This window comes from Terriglobus albidus, from assembly GCF_008000815.1.
Taxonomy (GTDB): Bacteria; Acidobacteriota; Terriglobia; order Terriglobales; family Acidobacteriaceae; genus Terriglobus; species Terriglobus albidus_A.
In genome coordinates, this window is record NZ_CP042806.1 from 4658577 (window position 1) to 4677465 (window position 18889).

Consider the following 18889-nt stretch of genomic DNA (forward strand, 5'->3'; position numbering starts at 1 on the left):
CGCCCCTTCCGGGATACCCAGCAACAGGGAAAATGCTCTAGTACATGGGAGAAAGAGATGGTGCGGTTCATAAAGTCTCCAGAAACTTTCGGTGTTCGTCATCGCAGGCGAAACGTGGAGAAGGCCCGCTGCTCTCGAAGAGGCGGGAAGATTCAGGCTCGATGGGTGAACAGTAACGGACGGATGTTAATAGGTGACAAAACAATCCCGAATTATGTGAATTATTTTCATTACCCGGAAACACTTTCACCGCGGGAACACCTGTTCTCTTTGCATTGCATCTTCAGGGAACACGCTATAATCGTGCGGACGCCCATAGGATTGCCAGACCGGAATGAGTGAAACTGCTGAACATTCAAGACTTGATTCGATCGTGCAGTTGTTAAAAATGAACACATCGGCATCCATTGCCGAGATCGCCGAGAGCGTTCACGTCTCGCAGATGACCGTACGCCGCGATCTGCAAAAGCTGGTCGAAGCCGGACAGGTCATCCGCATTCCGGGCGGAGCCCGCATCGAGCACTGGCGCGGAGCCGAGCGCAGCTTCTTCGAGCGCCTGGAGAAGATGTCGCACGCCAAACGCAGCATCGGTGCGGCAGCCGCGGCCCTGGTGAACGACGGAGAGTCCGTGGTGCTGGATTCCGGCACCACCACGCTCCATGTCGCGCGAGAGTTACGCGCCCGCCGAAATGTTGTGGTGTTCACCTTTTCCCTGGCGGCGCTGGAAGAACTCACCTCCGCCGAAGGCATCCGGGTTGAGCTCACCGGCGGTGTTTACCGTTCCAGCAGCCATGACCTTATCGGGCACTCAGTCGCCAAGAGCCTGACCTCGATCTTTGCCGACACGGTGATCTTCGGCGCCGCGGCGGTCTCGTTCAGCCGGGGCGTCATGGTCCACGATCCCGATGCGCAGCATGAGCTGCTGCAGGCCGGCAAGCGCAAAGTCCTGGTGGTCGACAGCAGCAAAATTGGAACGGAGGCTACCTATCGCCTCTGCGGTATCGAGGACTGCGATCTGATTCTTACAGACAAGGGCATCTCGCCGGAGGACCTGGCTCGCCTGGGACAGATGACGAAGGTTCAGGTCGCAACGCACTAATATTAACGTTCCTTGTACAGCGGTTCGGTAGCCTGAGGCAGAATGCCATCGCTACGGACCAGCGAACTGGAATCACACGGCGTTGAGGAACATGTCGCGGCGGCGCTTGCGAAAACGCACGACTTTTTCACGCCCGATATCCCAGTGTTGCTTGCGCGCGCCCCTGGACGGCTGGATGTGATGGGCGGCAACGTCGACTATACCGGCGGCGCGGTCCTGCAGGGTCTGCTGCAGGAGGCAGTATGGGCAGCCTGCCAGTTTCGCTCTGACGAGACCGTGCGGGTGCTCAATCCCGGCGCTGCTCGTTATGGCTGGAAGACACGTTTCGAGCTCAACCTGAGCGAGTTATCCGATGCAAGTGCCATACAGGCAATGTGCAACGCAGAGGAAGGCAGCTTCTGGGGACGCTATGTCCTGGGAGCCGTTTACTTTCTCAAGAGTCACTTCGAAGGCACTGGAGCACTGGATACACCAGGCGGCCTCAACCTTTTCCTCCACTCCGACCTTCCGCCTAACAAGGGAGTCAGTTCCTCGGCTGCGCTGACCATCGCCGCACTCAAAGCCATCTCTGCCGCCTGGGGCATTCCACTCAGCGCCGTGGCCCTGGCAACCGCGGGGCAATGGGTTGAGAACGTTGTCGCCGGAGCCGCGTGCGGCATCATGGATCAGGCCGCGATTGTGCTGGGCAGAGACAGCCATCTCCTTCCCATACTCTGCCAACCATGTCTTCCCTCCCCTGCCATCGCTCTGTCCGACGGTCTTCGGATATGGGGCATCGACTCGATGGCCCCGCGCTCCACCACCGGCACTGCCTATGAAACTGCGCGTGCAGCGGCGTTCATGGGATACCGCATGATCTGCGAGAAGGAAGGACTTGCAGTCAGCCCCGATGCAAGCTCAGACATTCCACGCTGGGTTGATACACGCTGGAATGGTTATCTTTCCAATGTGCCTCACCCAGTGTTCCGCACGTACCACGAGCATTGGCTTCCCAAGTCTCTCTCGGGCCATGAGTTCCTTGAGCGTTACGAAGAACACATCGACCCCTTCACGGCGATTGAGCCTACGCGCGAGTATCCAGTGCGTGCAGCAGTCCGCTACGCCGTCGAAGAGAATTTCCGGGTGCGGATGGCAAGTTCGTTGCTCGAAGCCACCGCATGGGATGTATCGGAGAGCTCTCTGCAGTTGATCGGCAAGGTCCTCTGCCAGTCACACCATGCCTATTCCGAGTGCGGGCTCGGATCGAAGGAGTGCGATGACCTGGTAGACCGGGCGTTGAAGGCAGGCTTTCCAGGGGCAAAGATGACCGGTGGGGGCGCCGGAGGCGTCGTCGCCATTCTTGGCCGCACGGAGGACCGTAGAAAATTCCTCAGACTCGCGGAAGAATACGCTCGCGACCGCGGCGCAACTCCGCACATCTTTGAAGGCAGTTCCGATGGGACCGATGCCTTCGGTCTACGTACGCTGCAGTTCAAAACCGGCAAGGGATGGGTGTGTTGCTAGAGCATTTCTCCTGTTGCTGGGTATCCCGAAAGGGGAGTGCAGCGGCGTTTTCATTGCGGAAAACGCCCAAAGATATGGAATCCCCACACTACACCTACAGGAGAAATGCTCCAGCACGCGCTTTCGGCCGAGGCCAATTTCTCGGCGCCATTCTGATGCTGCTGACCGCAAATCTTTTGTGGGCCGGCCAGGGAGTTGCTGTAAAGCTACTCTCGGGCAGTCTTGGACCATTGGCGATCGCTCTTTTCCCGCTCTACTGCATCACTCTTCTCGGACTAGGAACGCTTGCCATCCATCGCAACCTCGCGGAACGATTTCGCGCTGCGTGGAGATACCGCCGCGACTTCTTTCTTGCCGGTATCTGCGGACAGCTTATGGCTCAGGTCGGCATGACACTCGGCGTCAGTTGGTCCACCGCCTCTAATGGCGCGATCCTAAGCCTTTTGATTCCCATCTTTGGCGCCATCATTGCTGTCTGGCTGCTGCGTGAACGGCTTTCCCTGCTTCGTGTAAGCGCTCTGCTGATGGGATTTGCCGGAGTCATCCTGCTGTCACCGATTCATCGGGCCACCAGCCCCGGCACCCGCATCCACGAGATCGCCGGCAACTGGCTTATCGCCATCGGGTGCTTCGGCTCTGCGTTTTACAACGTGTATTCCAAGCGTCTTCTCGAATACTTCAACGGACTTGAGACCCTCTTCTTCAGTTACCTGTCCACGACGGTCTTCAGCCTTCCCGTACTCTTTCTGCTGGAGCCGAACTGCGTGCGTAACCTGTCTCACCTGACCATGACACAGTGGAGCGCATTCGGCTATCTCGCCATCTTCCTCTACGGCGTTTCGATGGTGCTCTTCCTCCGCGCTCTCGAATCGGTGGACACCATCCTCGCATCGGCCTCGCTCTATCTGATGCCGATCTTTGGTGTAGCCCTGGCCTTCGGCATCTTGAGAGAACGCATCGCTCCGCACGCCCTGCTCGGCTCAGGAATCGTGCTCTTTGCGACTCTCATCCTCTTCCGCTACGACTACGCAATCTAGGACCTTCTGATTTAGCTCAATTGTTAATAATTAACATCCTTCCACCCAAGAGGCGGACAGACGACTATGCTCTTATTTTGTGAAGGCTAACCGGCCATACCCCGAAATCGAAAGCCTCCCTTCTCCCCGGAAGGAAGGCGTGGAGAGTGTTAATTATTTTCGGAGGGAGAAGGGCCGTTTTGTCATCTCCACCGATCCCAGCTCACTGGATTCGGAGGCCGTCTACGGATTTCTCTCCGAAGCCAAATGGTGGGGGGCTGATCTCACACCGGAATCACTGCATCGCGCTCTGCGTCATTCGATCTGCTTTTCACTCCTGGAAGAAGATCGTCAGATCGGTATTGCGCGCATCATCACGGATTATGTGACCTACGCCTATCTCTGCGACGTATTTATCATCGAAGAGCGCCGCCGGCAGGGCCTTGGAACCTGGCTGATCCGTTCTGTCCTTGAGCATCCGGATCTGAAATCGCTGAAGCGGGTCTCGCTCATCACCCACGATGCCCAGAGCTTCTATCTCGGCCTCGACTTCCACTTCGCGGCTCATCCCGACTGGTATATGGAACGGTATCTGGACAAGGTCTATCAGCCGTTCAATCTCTGAAATTCAGGCCTCGATCGTGATACCCGGCCGTCTCTGAATGACCCAGAGCAGGATGCCTGCCAGAGCCCATGCCGTGCCGGCAGTCAGTGCGAGACGTCCGAGGTTTCCCCAGAGAAACATGCAGGTGACGAGTCCACCCAACGACAGCAGCATGGGAAACCATTGATGCAACCGGCCGTGACGCCAGCCATAAAGGATGGAGGAAAGATTCACTCCGGCGAAGGCAAGCAGCGCTCCGTAGTTCAGAAGTTCGGTACCAAGCTGATAGCTGAAGCAGAGCGCTCCGACGAAGCAGATCGCGCCAATGAGCAGCACGTTATTTCTTGGAATGCGGTTGCGAGAGTCGACTGCGGCGAAGAATCGGCGCGGCAGCGCTCCATCCTGTCCCATCGCGTAGAGAAGCCGCGCGGCGCCAAGCTGTGAGGCCATACCGGACCCCATATTGGCGAGGAGCAAAGCTCCATTCACGATGAGGAAGAGCACCGGTCCACCGGCCCGGCCGGAGACGTAAACATACGCCGTATCGATATCAGGAAACGCCTGACCGTGTGGCCAGATGATCTGCGCGGCGTAGACCTCGATGGCAGCGAGGATCCCGGTGATGAAACAGGTAAAGACAATGGCTCGAGGAATACTGCGGGCCGGGTCCTTGGCTTCGTCCGTCAGAGTTGAGATGCCGTCAAAACCGATATATGTCAGCACCGCAATCGATGTACCGCGCAACAGACCGTCCATACGGAAGGTTCCAGGATCGTAGAAAGGCTGAAGGAATGCACTCATCCCCATGTGCGTTTGCATGGCGATCCAACGAACAGCAGCAGCCAGGACAAGCACAATCACCGCACCCAGCAACGCTGCGACCAGTGCATTGATGCGAGCGGAGGTCTCCACGCCATTGCAGTTGAGCGCGGTGAAGAGGATGGCAAAGAAGACAACAAAGACGACGTAAGGAACGCCGTGAATGAAGTTCATCGCCGCGCGGCTGCACCAGATGACACAGATCAGCGGATTCAGGATGTAGTCCATCACCAGGCACCAGCCGGTCAGATAACCAAGGCTGGGATGGATCTCCTTACCGACATACAGAAATGCCGAACCGCCGTGCGGATGAACGCGGGCCATGCGGCCATAGCTGATCGAGGTGAACAGCATGGCGACCATGGCGAGCAGTACAGCAGTAACCACATGGCCACGCGCCTGCTGGTAGATGATGCCGAAGGACGGCATCGGAGCTGTCGGCTGAATAAGAACAATGCCGTAAAGCACCAGGTCGCGGAAACGCAGGGCGCGTTTGAGTCCGGGTGCAGGGGCCTGGTTGGCAAGGAGCGTGTCTGCCATGTGCTCTCAGTATCCAGCATCCGCAGTGACAGGTTCGATAGGGCGAATGGCCTACCCAGAACTCTCTGGATCGGCCATCGCTATAGTCTTTACGGATAGAGCGTTGCCGGCTTGATCTCCGGTGAGCCTTCCCCGGCGTACTCAAGCAGCTTTTGCAGCCCCGTTCTGAGCTCCTTCGCCTTCTCTACATACTCCTTGCGGCCCGCAAGATTAGTGAGCTCGTGAGGGTCATTGCGCTGGTCATAGAGCTGCCACTCAAGGTAGGTTGGGCTTTCAGACTTCTTCGCTCCGGAGATATCGGCAACGCAGTAGGTCCACTCCGGCGTGCGGATCGCGCGGGCGGTCATGGACTCGCTGATCTGGACCAGTTCCTTATTCGGCCAGGCCTCGCGTGCCGCCGTGTCGTTCAACAGCGGCAAGAAGCTGCGTCCCTTCCAGGTAGAGGGCACCGGCACGCCCACAGCCTCAAGCAGCGTGGGAGCGATGTTGATGATGCCAGTGAGCTCAGGAATCTGTTGCGCGCCGTTGAACCCCGGGCCGTCAATAATGAGCGGAATGCGGATCGAGCTGTTGTGTGTGGAGCGCTTGTACTCCTGATTGCGGGTCATGAAGTGGCAACCGTGGTCGCTCATAAAGACGAAGATGGTGTCGTCCGCCTGGTTCGTCTCCTGCAGTACCTTGCGCAGGCGGCCGACCGAAGCATCAATGCTCTCGCAGGCGCCGTAATAGTCGGGCAGTTGCTGGTGCCAGTCTCCCGGAAAAGCGCGAAGATCCGGCGGAACGTGAGCATTGATAAACCGCTCTGCCGACCCCTTGGGGCCGACCATGCGGTTCTCATCGTTCTGCTGGTGAGGCTCTAGCTGCGAGACGAAAAGGAAGAATGGTTTGTCATGCTTCTGGCGAAGGAAGCGCTCGGCACGATCTGTCAGGAAGTCGACGCGGTACTGGTTCTCGAACTTAATCTCCTTCCCGTCGCCGTCGAAGAGTGAGCCGTAGTACGGATGCGAAGTGTGTTCGAGAGCATTGGCGCCCTCCCACAGGTCGAGGAAGCCGCCACGATACTCCGGCGGAACGTAGCCGGGACCGCCGCCCTGTGCCGCGGCTGCAGGCGAGAGATGCCACTTCCCGATCAGGTTGGAGGTATAGCCTGCCTTACGAAGCTCGCCTGCGAGGGTGGGCAGCTCCGACTTCAGGCCGGGGCCGTTGTGCCAGACGCCAGTCTCTGTAGCGTAGCGGCTGGTCATCAGCACAGATCGGGCCGGAGCGCAGACAGGCTGATTGGTCACAGCATGGGTGAAGTTTTTGCCGCGGCGCGCCATGGCGTCGAGATTCGGTGTGCGGGTAGAGCTGTTGGCTCCATTGACGCCAACGAAGTCCCAGCGAAACTGGTCAGAGAGATAGATGATGATGTTCGGTTTCGCCTTCGGAGCCGAACTCGTAGTGCGCTGCCCCTGTGCTTCCGCGGCAGACGCAGCCGAACCGAGGACCGCCCCACCGGCGGCAGCAGAGGTGTTACGGAGGAATTGGCGACGATTCATGCGACTTTCTTTCTCCTTAGAAGTAGAACTTGAGGCTCGCCTGCAGCTCACGCGGATCGTTCGGATTGTCGCGCGTGGCGCTGATCTGCGCAAAGGTGCTGGGCGAGGTAAAGTTCAGCGATCCGGGTTGGGCAAAGTTGGGAGTATTGGTGAGGTTGAAGCTCTCCGCACGGAACTCAAAATAACGGACGTCTGACAGACTAAACCTGCGGAAGACAGAGAAGTCCAATCGGCGGAACGGCGGGCCGGAGACCTGGGCAGGAGCTCCGCCGAGGCTACCCACAGCCGGGTTCGCAAATGCCGCCGGGTTGAGGAACTGCTTCACGTTGTGCGAGCCCGCGTAAGGATCCTGCCCCGGAACCTTCAGAGCAAAGCAGCCGAGACCGGCGGCCGTCGTCGTGGTGCAGGCTACGGACAACGGCTGCCCATCTTGAGCGGTAAAGATCCAGTTGGCGGACCATCCGCCTGCGAGTGCCCGTGCAACCCCTGTGGTGGCGTAGCGCTTGCCTTTGCCGAAGGGCAGCTCATAGGTTCCGCTGGTGTGAAAGATGCGGCGGACATCGATATCACAGGCGGCGTAGTCTGCTCCAATGCCGTAGCCGGAGACATATGGTGCGCGATAGCCGCCGACACCGTTGTCCAGCAGATCACGCGCCGTTCCCAGGCACTTGGAGTAGGTGAAGTTGGCCAGAAGGCTGAAGCCGCGGCTCAGGCGATGCTCGACGCCGGCCTGCAATGAGTTGTAGTTCTGCGACGCATTGCGAGCGTTATAGTTGCCGCCCACAGCGAAGTCCTTGAAGAAGGAGTTCGACTTGGTGTTCGCAGTCGGCGCAAGGATCGTGCTGACAGTATTGGTGGAGAAGCTCGACTGAATGTGCTTCGCGTTGCTACCTACGTAGCCAAGAAAGACGATAGTCCGCGGCGTGAGCTGGTATTGGAGCTGCAGGTTGAATGCCTGGCTATAGGTGGTCTTGGGGTTGCGCGGCTCACCGAAGAGCGAGATGGAACCGAGCGTTGCCGAAGCAGGATTAAGCGGGACATTCTGCAGGCCCTGCGAGAGTGGACCTACGGAGTTGTCGGCCGTAACCGGTGTCACCGAGCTGCCGGCCGTATAGCTGGTAGTGACCTGGAAGGGGAAGTTTACCCAGGGGCTGATGCTGAGACCGTGGTTCTCATAGCCCTGGAAGAAGAGTCCATAGCCGCCGCGAATCACCAACCGCTCGAGGGCCTGGTAGGAGAAGCCCACGCGTGGGGCAAAGTTTTTGTTTGATGCATACCCCATGACCTTGTCAGGAATGGGTGTGAAGGCAATGCCATCTGTTGCCAGCAGGTTCTGGAAAGCAGACGGGACATTTGCGACCTGCGATTGCGGGATATAGAAGCGAGAGACGCCATCGCTGGTATCGCCAGTCTGTGCCGGAACGAAGTTCGCGAAGCGTCCGCCCGTCTCCGTCGGTATACCAAGGAACTCCCAGCGCAGACCGAAGTTGAGAGTGAGCTTATCGGTAGTCTTCCAACTGTCCTGCACATAGGCACCGACATACTGGCGTACCAGATTGAAGATCGGCGAGAAGCTGGAGGCCGAAACAGTATTCGATCCGCCAAGACTGCGCAGCGTTCCCGGTGTGGACGTCAGCGGAGCCAGAAGGAATTGCGCACGGTCAGTCGAGCCATCCGTATTGGCGACGACCGAGGTATAGCTGCCGTTGTTAGCGAAGCTGCCGCGCGAAGTGCTGGGTGTCAGTGTGGGAAAGGCAATGTGCTGGTACTCGACGCCAGTGCGAATCTGGTGCCGAGCCTTATCGAGCGTGAGGTTTTCGGTAAACTGTGCGATCTTGCTGGATTTGTCGCTGGGCAGTGTGCCAGGCGCACCCAGTGATGAGAGTTGGCCGAAGGTAAACTGCGGCAGACCTCCATTGCCCTGCACCTGCGGGATACCGGGAATACCGTACTGTGCGGGGATATCGAGCGTATCAGCACCAAGCTGCAACCGGACATCACGTACGCGGCTGTAGCCGACACGGGCTTCGTTCACGATATGCGGGCTGAAGATATGCGTCTCGCTCAGCGCGATGTTCTGTGACTGGGTGTTGCCATTGCTGGGACGTGAGGCCGAGCCATCGGCTACTCCGGGAAATGGACTAGGGATCGTCTGCTGTGTCTTGACGATGCTGTATCGCACAAAGGTCGTGTCTGCAGAACTGAAGGCCTCATCGAAACGAATATCTCCGCTGTCGGTCGTCGTGCGATTGATGGGGCTGGTGACGTAATTGTTCTGCAGGCCTGTGCTCGTCGGCTGTGGATAGAGATTGAGCAGCGCAATGGCGTTGTCCGCAAGACGGCTACGTGGGATCTGATTCAAACGGGCTTTGTTTGCTGCTGTCGTGAAGTTGGTCACGCCAACAAGGGATCCGCTATAGAAGGGATCACGCACATAGCCGCTGGGCGTGCCGGTAAGACCTGTAACCGGATCAACACCGCTTGCCGGAAGCTGACGTGTCGTCGAGGGATCGAAGACGGTGCCTACCGGAAAGCTGCGGTTCAACGCATCGCTACGCGAACCCGACTGCAGCGCAATGAGGTCCTGCAGATTGGTGTAGCTGCTATTGTGCTCCGCCAGTGTGGGAACCGTCTGCGTGTAGGTTCTGCCCTGGGCGATGCGGCTTCCCTGGTAGTCAAGGAAGAAGAAGGTGCGGTTATGGCCATCGTAGAGATGCGGAATTACGACCGGCCCACCGAGCGTTCCACCGAACTGGTTCTGACGGAATGCCGGCTTATCCTGGGTCGGCAGTACGAAATAGTCCTTCGCATCGAGCGCACTGTTACGCAGATACTCCCACACATTGCCGTGCAACGTATTTGCGCCGGACTTGGTACTGACGTTCAGCACCGCTCCGGCTGAGTGACCAAACTCCGCCGAGTACGTGCTGGTCTGCACCGTAAACTCGCGAATGGCATCCGGCGGCGGAAGCACCACATACTGCGCCTGGTTGACCAAGTCGGCAATGGCGGCGTTGTCGTCCATGCCATCGAGCAGATAGTTGTTCTGGGTACGGCGGGCTCCATTGGCAGTGAATGAGCCACTGGCCTGCAGGTTGCGGCTGTCATTCTGTGCAAAGGTCACGCCCGGCGAAAGCTGCGCCAGAAAAGTCGCATTGCGGCCATTGAGAGGCAGCGCGTTGATGCTGTGCTCACTGACTAGTTGCTGCACGCTGGAAGAACGCGTATCGAGCAACGGATTCTCCGTTATGACCTCGACAACCTCAGAGGTCGAGCCGGCTTCAAGGCACGGACGAACCTCAAGTCTGGACTGAATCGTGACCTCGAGGTGTTCCGTGACGCTCTGTTTGAAGCCCTGCTGCGAGACGGTGAGAGTATAGATTCCCAGCTTCACGGGGCTGAAGTTGAAGTAACCGTCCTGTCCTGAGTGAAGATGCAGGACTATGCCGGTCTTCTCTTCTCGCAGAATGAGGTCGGCATCAGGAATTACGGCTCCCGTCGAATCGCTGACCACACCGCTGATGGAGCCGGTATCAACCTGGGCATACAGCTCATTCGGCAGCAGGGAAAGCCAGGTCAATGACGACAAGAGAGCCGCGTACAGACGATATCCGCGCAAAGCGGGTGTGCGGGGGGACATAGACACAGGTGCTCCTATGGCATGAGCAGGCACGTGCCGAGACTGGAGCTCTTACACGCGTCTCATTGTGTTGATTTCAGTTGTAAGGAAGAAGCGTAACCGCGAGAGGGACACGAAACGTGTTTCCTGCAAGGCGAGTGCAGCAGCGATCAACGACAACAACAAAGGCAACAATCCTGCCGGAACAGACGAGCCAGTTCTACGGGTGAAAGTCGCATGCGCTGATGATAACGAGAACAGATGAATGCGTCCAGTAAGCGACATTGTCTGCCTGCGCAATCTTTTGACAGGCCGGAAGTGGTTCTAGTATCTAGGTAACGCGTTTGACTTCCTTTAATCTCCACGTTGAAAAGAGAGCCTAGATGACCCTGTTCTCCAACCTCCGCTTCCGTATGCAACATACTCTTGCCCGCACGGCCGGCGTGCTGTTGGCCGGCGCCATAGCGACCGGAGCGGCACTGCATGCGCAGAAGGCTGCGCCGATGCGCATCTACTTCATCGACGTAGAAGGCGGACAGTCGACGCTGTTCGTCATGCCGGACCACACCTCACTGCTGGTAGATACCGGCTTCCCCAGCAATGGCGGGCGCGACTCGCAACGCATCGTAGATACAGCGAAAAAAGCAGGGGTCTCTCGCATCGACTATGTGTTGCTCACGCACTATCACCTGGATCATCTGGGCGGCGTGCCGGAGCTGGTCGCGAAGATCCCGGTCGGTACCTTCATTGACCACGGTGACAATCGCGAGACGGTCGTTCCTGGCACCGTGCGGAACTATGAGAACTACCAGGCGATGTTGCAGTCCGGAAAGTACAAGCACATCATCGTCAAGCCAGGCGACAAGCTGCCGATTCCAGGTGTAGACCTGACCTTCTTAAGCGCGGCCGGCGAGGTTTTGGATAAACCTCTTCCAGGAGCAGGACAGGCGAATGCGACCTGCTCCGCTCCGGACAACATGCCGGAAGGGATCAATACGCCCGATCAGGCGGAGAACGCACAGTCGGCTGGCTTCGAGATGAACTTCGGCAAGCTGCGTATCCTCGATCTCGGCGACTTGACCTGGGACAAGGAGCGTCTGCTGATGTGCCCTGCCAACAAGATCGGCCACATCAACCTGCTGATCGTTTCGCACCACGGCTCAAAGCCCAGCTCGAGCCCGGCATTGATTGATGGCATCACTCCTCAGGTAGCAATCATGGATAACGGCGAGCGCAAGGGTGGATATGTGCCAGTGCTGGATACGATCCGCACAACCCTCAGCAAACCTGATCTCTGGCAATTGCACTATGCGCTGGAGGGTGGAGATCAGCACAACACCGGTAAAGCGATGATCGCGAATCCGCTGTCGCCTGAGGGTGAGGCGGCCGCCAAAGAACTCGCAGAGGGCAAGCCGTTACCTCCACCGGCACCGCACGCCAACGATGCGGGCAATAGCATCACTGTTGAGGCCTATGCAACTGGGCGCTTTACCGTGACCAATGGACGCAATGGCTTCGCGAAAACCTATCAGGCAAAGTAGGTAAACTCCGAACAAAAGCCGCGCATTTGCATGCGCGGCTTTTTGCTGTCTTCAGGTCTACGCCTGTTGAAATGCCTTCAAGACCTCTTCCTTTGCGGTCTTTAACTCGGCTACGGGATCGCCCTGCGCGTAGAACTCCATCGCGATGTAGCGGTTGTAGCCCAGGGCTGCAAGGCGGCGATAGATGTTGTTGTAGTTCATCTCGCCGGTGCCGGGGCGATGGCGGCCGGGAACGTCGGCCACGTGGATCAGGCCGATCTGGTCGAAGTTGTTTTCCAGCTTTTCGATCAGGTTTCCGGCGCCGCGCTGCTCATGGTAGAAGTCGTACAACACTTTGATTGATGGGCTGCCGACCGCGCGTGTGATCGTAAATGCCTCGGTGACGGAGTTGACTGCCGCGCGCTTATTTTCGAGCAGGTCGATGGGCTCCAGCAGCAGCTCCATCTTTTCCTTCTCCATGATCTCGGCGGCGACCTTCAGGTTCTCCGTAATATTGGCGATCTGTTGCTCAGGCGACTGACCGGGGATACGGGGGCCGGAGGCGTAGCCCAACTGCGGGCAGCCGAGCTCACGCGCCACAGGAATTGCCTTGGCGAGTTGCTCCCGGATGATATCTCGCGATGCGAGATCGGCGAGCGGCACCTGGCCGGGGAACATCAGGTCGATGGTGATGCCGAGCGATTTGGCCAGTGCGGCGACGCGGCGGCGCTCTTCAGGCGACCAGGCCATCCACTCCGTCACCAGTTCCGCGCCGGTATAACCAGCTTTCGCAACGGTTTCCAGCCGTTGATCGATGGTCATGGGCTTGGGAAAAGCCCAGATCATGTACGAAAACTTCGGCAGAGCAGCGGGAGGAGCGGCAAACAAGCCGCGCGAGGCCAGGGACAGTGCGGTACCGGCCATTGCGAGATGACAAAAGTGTCGGCGATTCATAGTCCGAATCTCAATTTCTGTTCGTCGTGCGAACAAAGTATAAATAGGAACGATGAGATTTCGCCTCTTCGCTCGTTCCGAAATGCTGTTTGCCCTGGGCCTCAGCATAGCAACTCCGGCCCTGGCGCAGTTTCCACGGTCGATCACAGACCCAGCCGCAGTCGAACGCGGTAAGGCTATCTACGGGCAGCAATGCGGACGCTGCCATGGTGACGATGTGCGAGGGACGCAGACAGCGCCCGATCTGCTGCGCTCACTGAAGGTACTGCACGACCGCCGCGAGAACCTGAAAGGCAAGGAGCTTGCCCCTTACTTGAAGGACGCTCCTCACAAGATCGAGCTCGACGCCAAACAGGCTGCCGACCTCTCGAACTTTCTCTCGTTCTCGATCAACAAGATCCTGCGCAGCGGCTACGACGCCGAGCCCAAGAACCTGCTGAGCGGTGATGCCAAGGCAGGCGAGGCGTACTTCAACGGAGCGGGCGGATGCGACAAGTGCCACTCGCCCAGCGGCGACCTTGCCGGCATCTCCAAGCGCCTGAGCGTCGCTTCCCTGCAGCAGCGCTTCCTCTTCCCCAATACAGGTTTCGGATCCAAGCGCAAAACACAGGTTGAAGTAACGACGGGCGGGAAAACGATTACCGGCGACCTGGTGCATATCGATGACTTCACCGTCTCCCTGAAGGACAAGGATGGCCGTGTGCAGTCGTTCAATCGCACCGCCGCCCTCAAGGTAAAGACGACCGATCCCTATGCAGGCCACGTGGAGCTGCTGAACCGCTACACCGATGCCGATATCCACAACCTGACCGCATACCTGGTGACGATTCCATGAAGCATCTGTTTTCTCTGGCCGCCCTGGCCGTATTCTCTCTCCCCCTGTCCGCGCAGACGGCTGCCGTCAAAAAGCCCATGCCGTCGCAGGCATCGCAGGCTGACTGGCCGACATACAACGGCGACTACAGCGGACGCCGCTTCAGCAAGCTGAGCAAGCTGAATACCACCAACGTTGGCAAGCTGCAGCTTGCCTGGACCTATCGCATCACCACCACCACCGGCGGCGGACAGCGCATCTCAGCCACACCACTAATGGTCGACGGCGTGATGTATTTCACCGTACCCAGCCATGCCTGGGCAGTGGATGCACGCACCGGCCAGAAGCTGTGGCAGTTCGACTGGGCCAGCAAGGGTGGCGAGACCATCGGCAACCGCGGCGCTGCCATCAAGGGCGATACGCTCTACTTCGAGACCGAAGACTGCAACCTGGTGGCGATCGATATCCACACGGGTAAAGAGAAGTGGCACTCCTCCATCGGCAATCCTGACCAGTTCTACTTCGGCAGTGTCGCTCCGGTGATCGTCAAGAATCACGTGATGGTCGGCATCAGCGGCGATGACTTCGATATTCCTGGCTACGTAGAAGCGCATAACGCGGACACCGGAGCGCTGGAGTGGCGCTGGTACACGCATCCGGAACCCGGAACCCCTGAAGCCAAGACCTGGCCGAACGATGAGGCCATGACACACAGTGGCGGCATGACCTGGGTTGCCGGCACCTATGACCCGGATCTGAACCTCTACTACTTCGGTACCGGCAACGCCCAGCCCGTCATCAACGGCGCAGCGCGGCCTGGTGACAATCTCTTCACCTCGACCATCTGCGCCCTGAACCCGGATACCGGCAAGCTGGTGTGGTATTTCCAGCCGAATCCGCATGACACCCACGATTGGGATGCCGTGCAGACACCGGTTCTAATCGACGGCACCGTCGAAGGCAAGCCGCGCAAGCTTCTCGCTCAGGCCAGCCGTAACGGATGGTACTTCCTCCTGGATCGCACGAATGGCAAGGCGATCACTACCACTCCCTTCGCCAAGCAGAACTGGGCTAAGGGAGTAAATGATAAGGGCCAGCCGATTCCCGACCTCGCAGTGACCGCGAAACAAAATGGCACCCTGACCGCTCCAAATCAGGCCGGCGCCGCCAACTGGTATCCGCCGAGCTTCAGCCCGCTGACCGGCCTCTTCTACGTCCCTGCGTATGACGCCTACAGCGTCTACTACATCTACGACAACAATAAGAAGCCCGAGGGCTGGGCCGGCAACGATCGCGGCGGCTGGTCATCCGCGTCCCTGCGCGCTATGGACTACCGTACCGGCAAGGTCCGGTGGAACCACGAGTGGCCCACCTCCGGCGCCCGCTCCGGCATTCTGACGACAGCCGGCAACCTGCTATTCACCGGAGATCCATCCGCGAACCTCATTGGCTTCAATTCCACCACCGGCGAGATCCTGTGGCATGCAGGGTTGAACGCACCTGTCTCCAACGGACCAACAACGTTTGAGCTCGACGGCTTGCAGTACATCACCGCGGCCGCAGGCGATACGTTGTATGCCTGGGTACTGCGGTAGCAACGATAGGTAAACAACAAACGGAGCGCCTTTGGCGCTCCGTTTGTTGTTTAAGACCTTGTGTATTCCAGCGCGGGCTCTTCTCAAGCTTCGTCACAGCCCTGTACAGTAAATTCGCTTCCAAAACCCTACAGAGGTCGTGATGAAACGCGCGCTCGCCGTCACCTGTCTCGCTGTCTCCACCGCGCTTCTTTCGCAGCAATCGCAGACGGCGGCTACGCGTGGGCCGGTACGCGTCCTTCCGGTCGATGTGGACCCCAACGACCACGAAGGATTTACGCAGATCTTTGATGGCGTCAGCCTGAAAGGCTGGGATGTTAATCCCGCCGTTTGGACGGTGAAAGATGGCGCATTGGTTGGCGAGTACACCTCGCAGGAAGGCACGCGCAATCCACAAACCTTCGCCATCTATCGCGGAGCTGAGCCTTCTGACTTTGAGCTCAAACTGGAAGTAAAGCTTGAAGGAGAGCAGGCAGACAGCGGCATCCAGTATCACAGCTACCCTCCTCCGCTAGTCAAGCCACGCCCGGGCGCGCCTGTATTTCCCCAAGACCCGAAGTGGAATCTCGCCGGCTTGCAGTTTGACCTGAGCCTACAGCGCGACGGAAACAATATTGGCATTCTGGCCGAAGGCGGTGGACGCGGAATCATCGGAGAACGCGGCCAGATCGTTCACACTCAGACCGGCAAGACACCGCAACTTCTGGGAGAGCTCGCCTCAACCAAAGATCTAGCCAGCTTCTTCAAGCCGCACGACTGGAACACCGTTCACCTGATCGTGCGCGGACATACCGTTATCCAGCGAATCAACGGGCTCACTGTCGCCATCCTGATCGATGACGATACGACGAAATGGAAACCCAGCGGGGTAATTGGACTCCAGTGCGCAGGACCGGGCTCAGTGAAGATTTCGTTTCGAAATGTCTGGCTGAAAACAAGCTAGGTGGAGACCCACCAGCTAGACAATTGCCTGTTTTGTGAGCCCCGCAAAGCCAGGAAGTTTTCCTTCACCTGATGCTGGAGAGATCATCGCCACATTCGGCGTCAAACTCAGGATCATCCCCTGCTGTGTGTGCCGCACTGCGATCCGGATCTGGCAAAGAAAGAAACCGAAGCAGGAGGTTTGCCGAATCTCTATGAGTTCCGCCATATTTCTCGATGCAGGTACCGCGGCCAGAGCACTTCGCAACGCCTGACGGAACGCGACATCGCGGCTGCCTCTGACACTCCACTTCCCAACCTGATTCGTAAGCCGGAAGAGATGCCAGCCGCTTCGGTTCACCTGCTGTTCGATAGCTTCCGGACTCCTCGCAAGCTGGAGCCATTTGGCATTCCATGAGACCGCATCGCGCATAGTCTCTGATGGGACCTTGGTCCCCTGTCTTAGAAAAAGCTGCCCTTCGATAACTTGCATACGCGACCCTCCGTACGGGATATATGCCAAGCCACTTCGCATCATGGAGCGGTCCCGTGAGAGCTCAGGATCGAACTCGTCAGCCTGACAGGACCTTTAGCAAAGGAAGCTTAGATCGGTATATCGGCGGAACTGGAAACATCTGGACTGCAATTTAGTTGCGGGCGATATATTTTCGCCAGGCAAGGATTGCTCGATCTCTCAACCGATGAAGGTGTCCATGCCGGTGGCCTGATCGAGCACCGATGGAAGGGGAGAGAGATCGCTGCGAAGAGCTTCGAGACTGGTTCCCAGGATGACCTGATTCCGTCCAGAGCGTTTCGCTCGATGAAGACTCGCGTCGGCAATTTCAATCAACGTATTCCCTGACATCTCGGGAGTCCAGGGAGTAACACCGATGCTCACCGTCATGCCCTGCAGCATGCCTGACTGCTGCGAAATAGTACGACAGATATTCTCTGCCAGTGCGAGCGCCTCTTTCGCCGTAGTATCCGGAAGCAGAATGGCGAACTCTTCCCCTCCGAGGCGGCTGACGTGATCGAATGGACTGACAAGTGTCGGCAGAACTCTGCCGAGTTCGGCCAGCATCGCATCTCCTGCAAGATGGCCCTTGATGTCATTGATCACGTTGAAGTGATCGACATCGATCATCATCATCGACAGCGGACGTTTGCTGCGTGAAGCGCTGGAGACACACTGATCGAGCCAGCGATGGAAGCCCCGGCGATTCGGGAGACCGGTAAGCAGATCGGTTACGGTCATGCGGCGAAGCTCTGCCGACGTCGCAGCCAACTCATCTTTGACGGTCTCCAATTCGGCTTCCCGGCACTTCTCGCGTGTCACATCGATCGCGATACCGGCGATAAACCGCCGGCCGTTTGCATCGATAAAGGGAAACTTGTAGGACTTCCAGTAGAGATGGCTGCCGTTGGGGCCAGGGGTCTGTTCTTCGACTTCTACCACCCCAGTCTGTGCGAGCACCGCCAGATCCGTAGCACGGTACTCATCTGCCAGCTCCGAAGGCCATATCTCGTGATCGGATTTCCCGATCCAATCGTGCTGGGAGATGCGGAACGTTTCAGCCACCTTGCGGTTATAGAAGCGCATGCGGCCATCGTAGTCCTTGATATATGCGGCAACCGGGCTGTGTTCCATGAAGGCGCAGAAGCGCTCGTTGCTGGAGAGCAGATCTTTTGCGAGGGAATCTGCTGTCCGGGCTAGTTCGTCGACCTGCACGGTCCGTTGTCGCAAGGCAATCTGCACCTCGACCTGTCGAGCGAGCATCTTGAGGATCTCGATCTGCTCCTCTGTAAACGACCGCACAACGAGATCAACGACACACAGTGTCCCCAGCGGATATCCGTTCACATCGCGAACCGGGACACCCGCATATGACTTAAAGCCTGATTCACCATGGATGGAAGGAATGCTGGCAAAGCGTTCGTCGGCCGCGAGATCAGAGACAACCAAAGGGGTGCGTTGCAGCAGCGTGTAGTGACAGATCGAATCCCTACGAGGAGTTGATGTGCAGGTCACACCCTCCGCCGACTTCAGCCACACGCGAACATCGTCGATGAATGACACGGACGCAATGGGCACCTGCAGCAGCTTCGCAGCAAGCCGCCGTATGTCATCAAAGGCATCTTCCGGCTCCGAATCCAACAATCCGGTCGCGTGTAGCGCACGAAGACGAGCTACTTCAAAGAGCTGCTGCGTCAGTGCTGCCTGAGAACCACGAATCGCCGGCATAGTAGGAACCTTGAACTATATGTCGGCAGAAGTTTTTGCGACTTTAGTAACCCAGATAAAAGTAAAAGCCCGGCAAGCTGACTGGACTTCAGCTCGCCGGGCTTC

The 18889-nt window shown here is 58.0% G+C and carries 14 protein-coding genes; 8 read left to right on the forward strand and 6 right to left on the reverse strand.

Going from position 1 to position 18889, the window contains the following annotated elements:
- The first annotated feature begins 334 nt into the window (after positions 1-334).
- The 4 genes from FTW19_RS18625 (at position 335) to FTW19_RS18640 (ending at position 4243) form a co-directional block, all read left to right on the forward strand.
- Positions 335-1099 carry a DeoR/GlpR family DNA-binding transcription regulator gene (locus FTW19_RS18625; RefSeq protein WP_147649088.1) on the forward strand — a complete coding sequence of 255 codons (765 nt, stop codon included), beginning with the start codon at positions 335-337 and terminating at the stop codon, positions 1097-1099.
- A 42-nt stretch (positions 1100-1141) separates the two neighbouring features.
- Positions 1142-2602: a galactokinase gene (locus FTW19_RS18630; RefSeq protein ID WP_147649089.1), complete on the forward strand. Its 1461-nt coding sequence runs from the start codon at positions 1142-1144 to the stop codon at positions 2600-2602.
- A 74-nt stretch (positions 2603-2676) separates the two neighbouring features.
- Positions 2677-3639: a DMT family transporter gene (locus FTW19_RS18635; protein ID WP_147649090.1), complete on the forward strand. Its 963-nt coding sequence runs from the start codon at positions 2677-2679 to the stop codon at positions 3637-3639.
- 139 nt (positions 3640-3778) lie between these two features.
- Positions 3779-4243 (forward strand): GNAT family N-acetyltransferase, encoded by a 465-nt coding sequence (locus FTW19_RS18640; RefSeq protein ID WP_147649091.1) that lies wholly within the window; start codon positions 3779-3781, stop codon positions 4241-4243.
- Positions 4244-4246: 3 nt separating this feature from the next.
- Here the strand turns inward: FTW19_RS18640 and FTW19_RS18645 are convergent, their stop codons facing one another.
- The 3 genes from FTW19_RS18645 to FTW19_RS18655 form a co-directional block, all read right to left on the reverse strand.
- Complete coding sequence (locus FTW19_RS18645; protein WP_147649092.1) at positions 4247-5581, reverse strand: APC family permease; 1335 nt, start codon at positions 5579-5581, stop codon at positions 4247-4249.
- Between the two features lie 89 nt (positions 5582-5670).
- Complete coding sequence (locus FTW19_RS18650; protein WP_147649093.1) at positions 5671-7119, reverse strand: sulfatase-like hydrolase/transferase; 1449 nt, start codon at positions 7117-7119, stop codon at positions 5671-5673.
- Between the two features lie 16 nt (positions 7120-7135).
- Positions 7136-10759: a TonB-dependent receptor gene (locus FTW19_RS18655; RefSeq protein WP_147649094.1), complete on the reverse strand. Its 3624-nt coding sequence runs from the start codon at positions 10757-10759 to the stop codon at positions 7136-7138.
- 362 nt (positions 10760-11121) lie between these two features.
- Here FTW19_RS18655 and FTW19_RS18660 point away from each other — a divergent pair, with 362 nt between their 5' ends.
- Positions 11122-12279, forward strand: a complete 1158-nt coding sequence (locus tag FTW19_RS18660; RefSeq protein ID WP_246153389.1) for a ComEC/Rec2 family competence protein — start codon at positions 11122-11124, stop codon at positions 12277-12279.
- A 57-nt stretch (positions 12280-12336) separates the two neighbouring features.
- On the opposite strand, the gene FTW19_RS18665 is transcribed toward FTW19_RS18660, so the two are convergent.
- Complete coding sequence (locus tag FTW19_RS18665) at positions 12337-13212, reverse strand: TIM barrel protein (protein ID WP_187143053.1); 876 nt, start codon at positions 13210-13212, stop codon at positions 12337-12339.
- Positions 13213-13264: 52 nt separating this feature from the next.
- On the opposite strand from FTW19_RS18665, the gene FTW19_RS18670 reads away from it, so the two are divergent.
- From FTW19_RS18670 to FTW19_RS18680, 3 genes are all read left to right on the forward strand, one after another.
- A complete protein-coding gene (locus FTW19_RS18670) occupies positions 13265-14047 on the forward strand; it encodes a c-type cytochrome (protein ID WP_147649096.1) in 783 nt (260 codons plus the stop codon).
- Positions 14044-15621, forward strand: coding sequence for an acido-empty-quinoprotein group A (locus FTW19_RS18675; RefSeq protein WP_147649097.1), 1578 nt, complete (start codon positions 14044-14046; stop codon positions 15619-15621). Before FTW19_RS18670 ends, FTW19_RS18675 begins: the two co-directional genes overlap by 4 nt.
- Before the next feature lie 142 nt (positions 15622-15763).
- Complete coding sequence (locus tag FTW19_RS18680; RefSeq protein ID WP_147649098.1) at positions 15764-16564, forward strand: 3-keto-disaccharide hydrolase; 801 nt, start codon at positions 15764-15766, stop codon at positions 16562-16564.
- A 15-nt stretch (positions 16565-16579) separates the two neighbouring features.
- On the opposite strand, the gene FTW19_RS18685 is transcribed toward FTW19_RS18680, so the two are convergent.
- Together FTW19_RS18685 and FTW19_RS18690 are read right to left on the reverse strand one after the other, a co-directional pair.
- Complete coding sequence (locus FTW19_RS18685; RefSeq protein ID WP_147649099.1) at positions 16580-17035, reverse strand: hypothetical protein; 456 nt, start codon at positions 17033-17035, stop codon at positions 16580-16582.
- Between the two features lie 201 nt (positions 17036-17236).
- Positions 17237-18784, reverse strand: coding sequence for a sensor domain-containing diguanylate cyclase (locus tag FTW19_RS18690; protein ID WP_147649100.1), 1548 nt, complete (start codon positions 18782-18784; stop codon positions 17237-17239).
- Between the last annotated feature and the right edge of the window lie 105 nt (positions 18785-18889).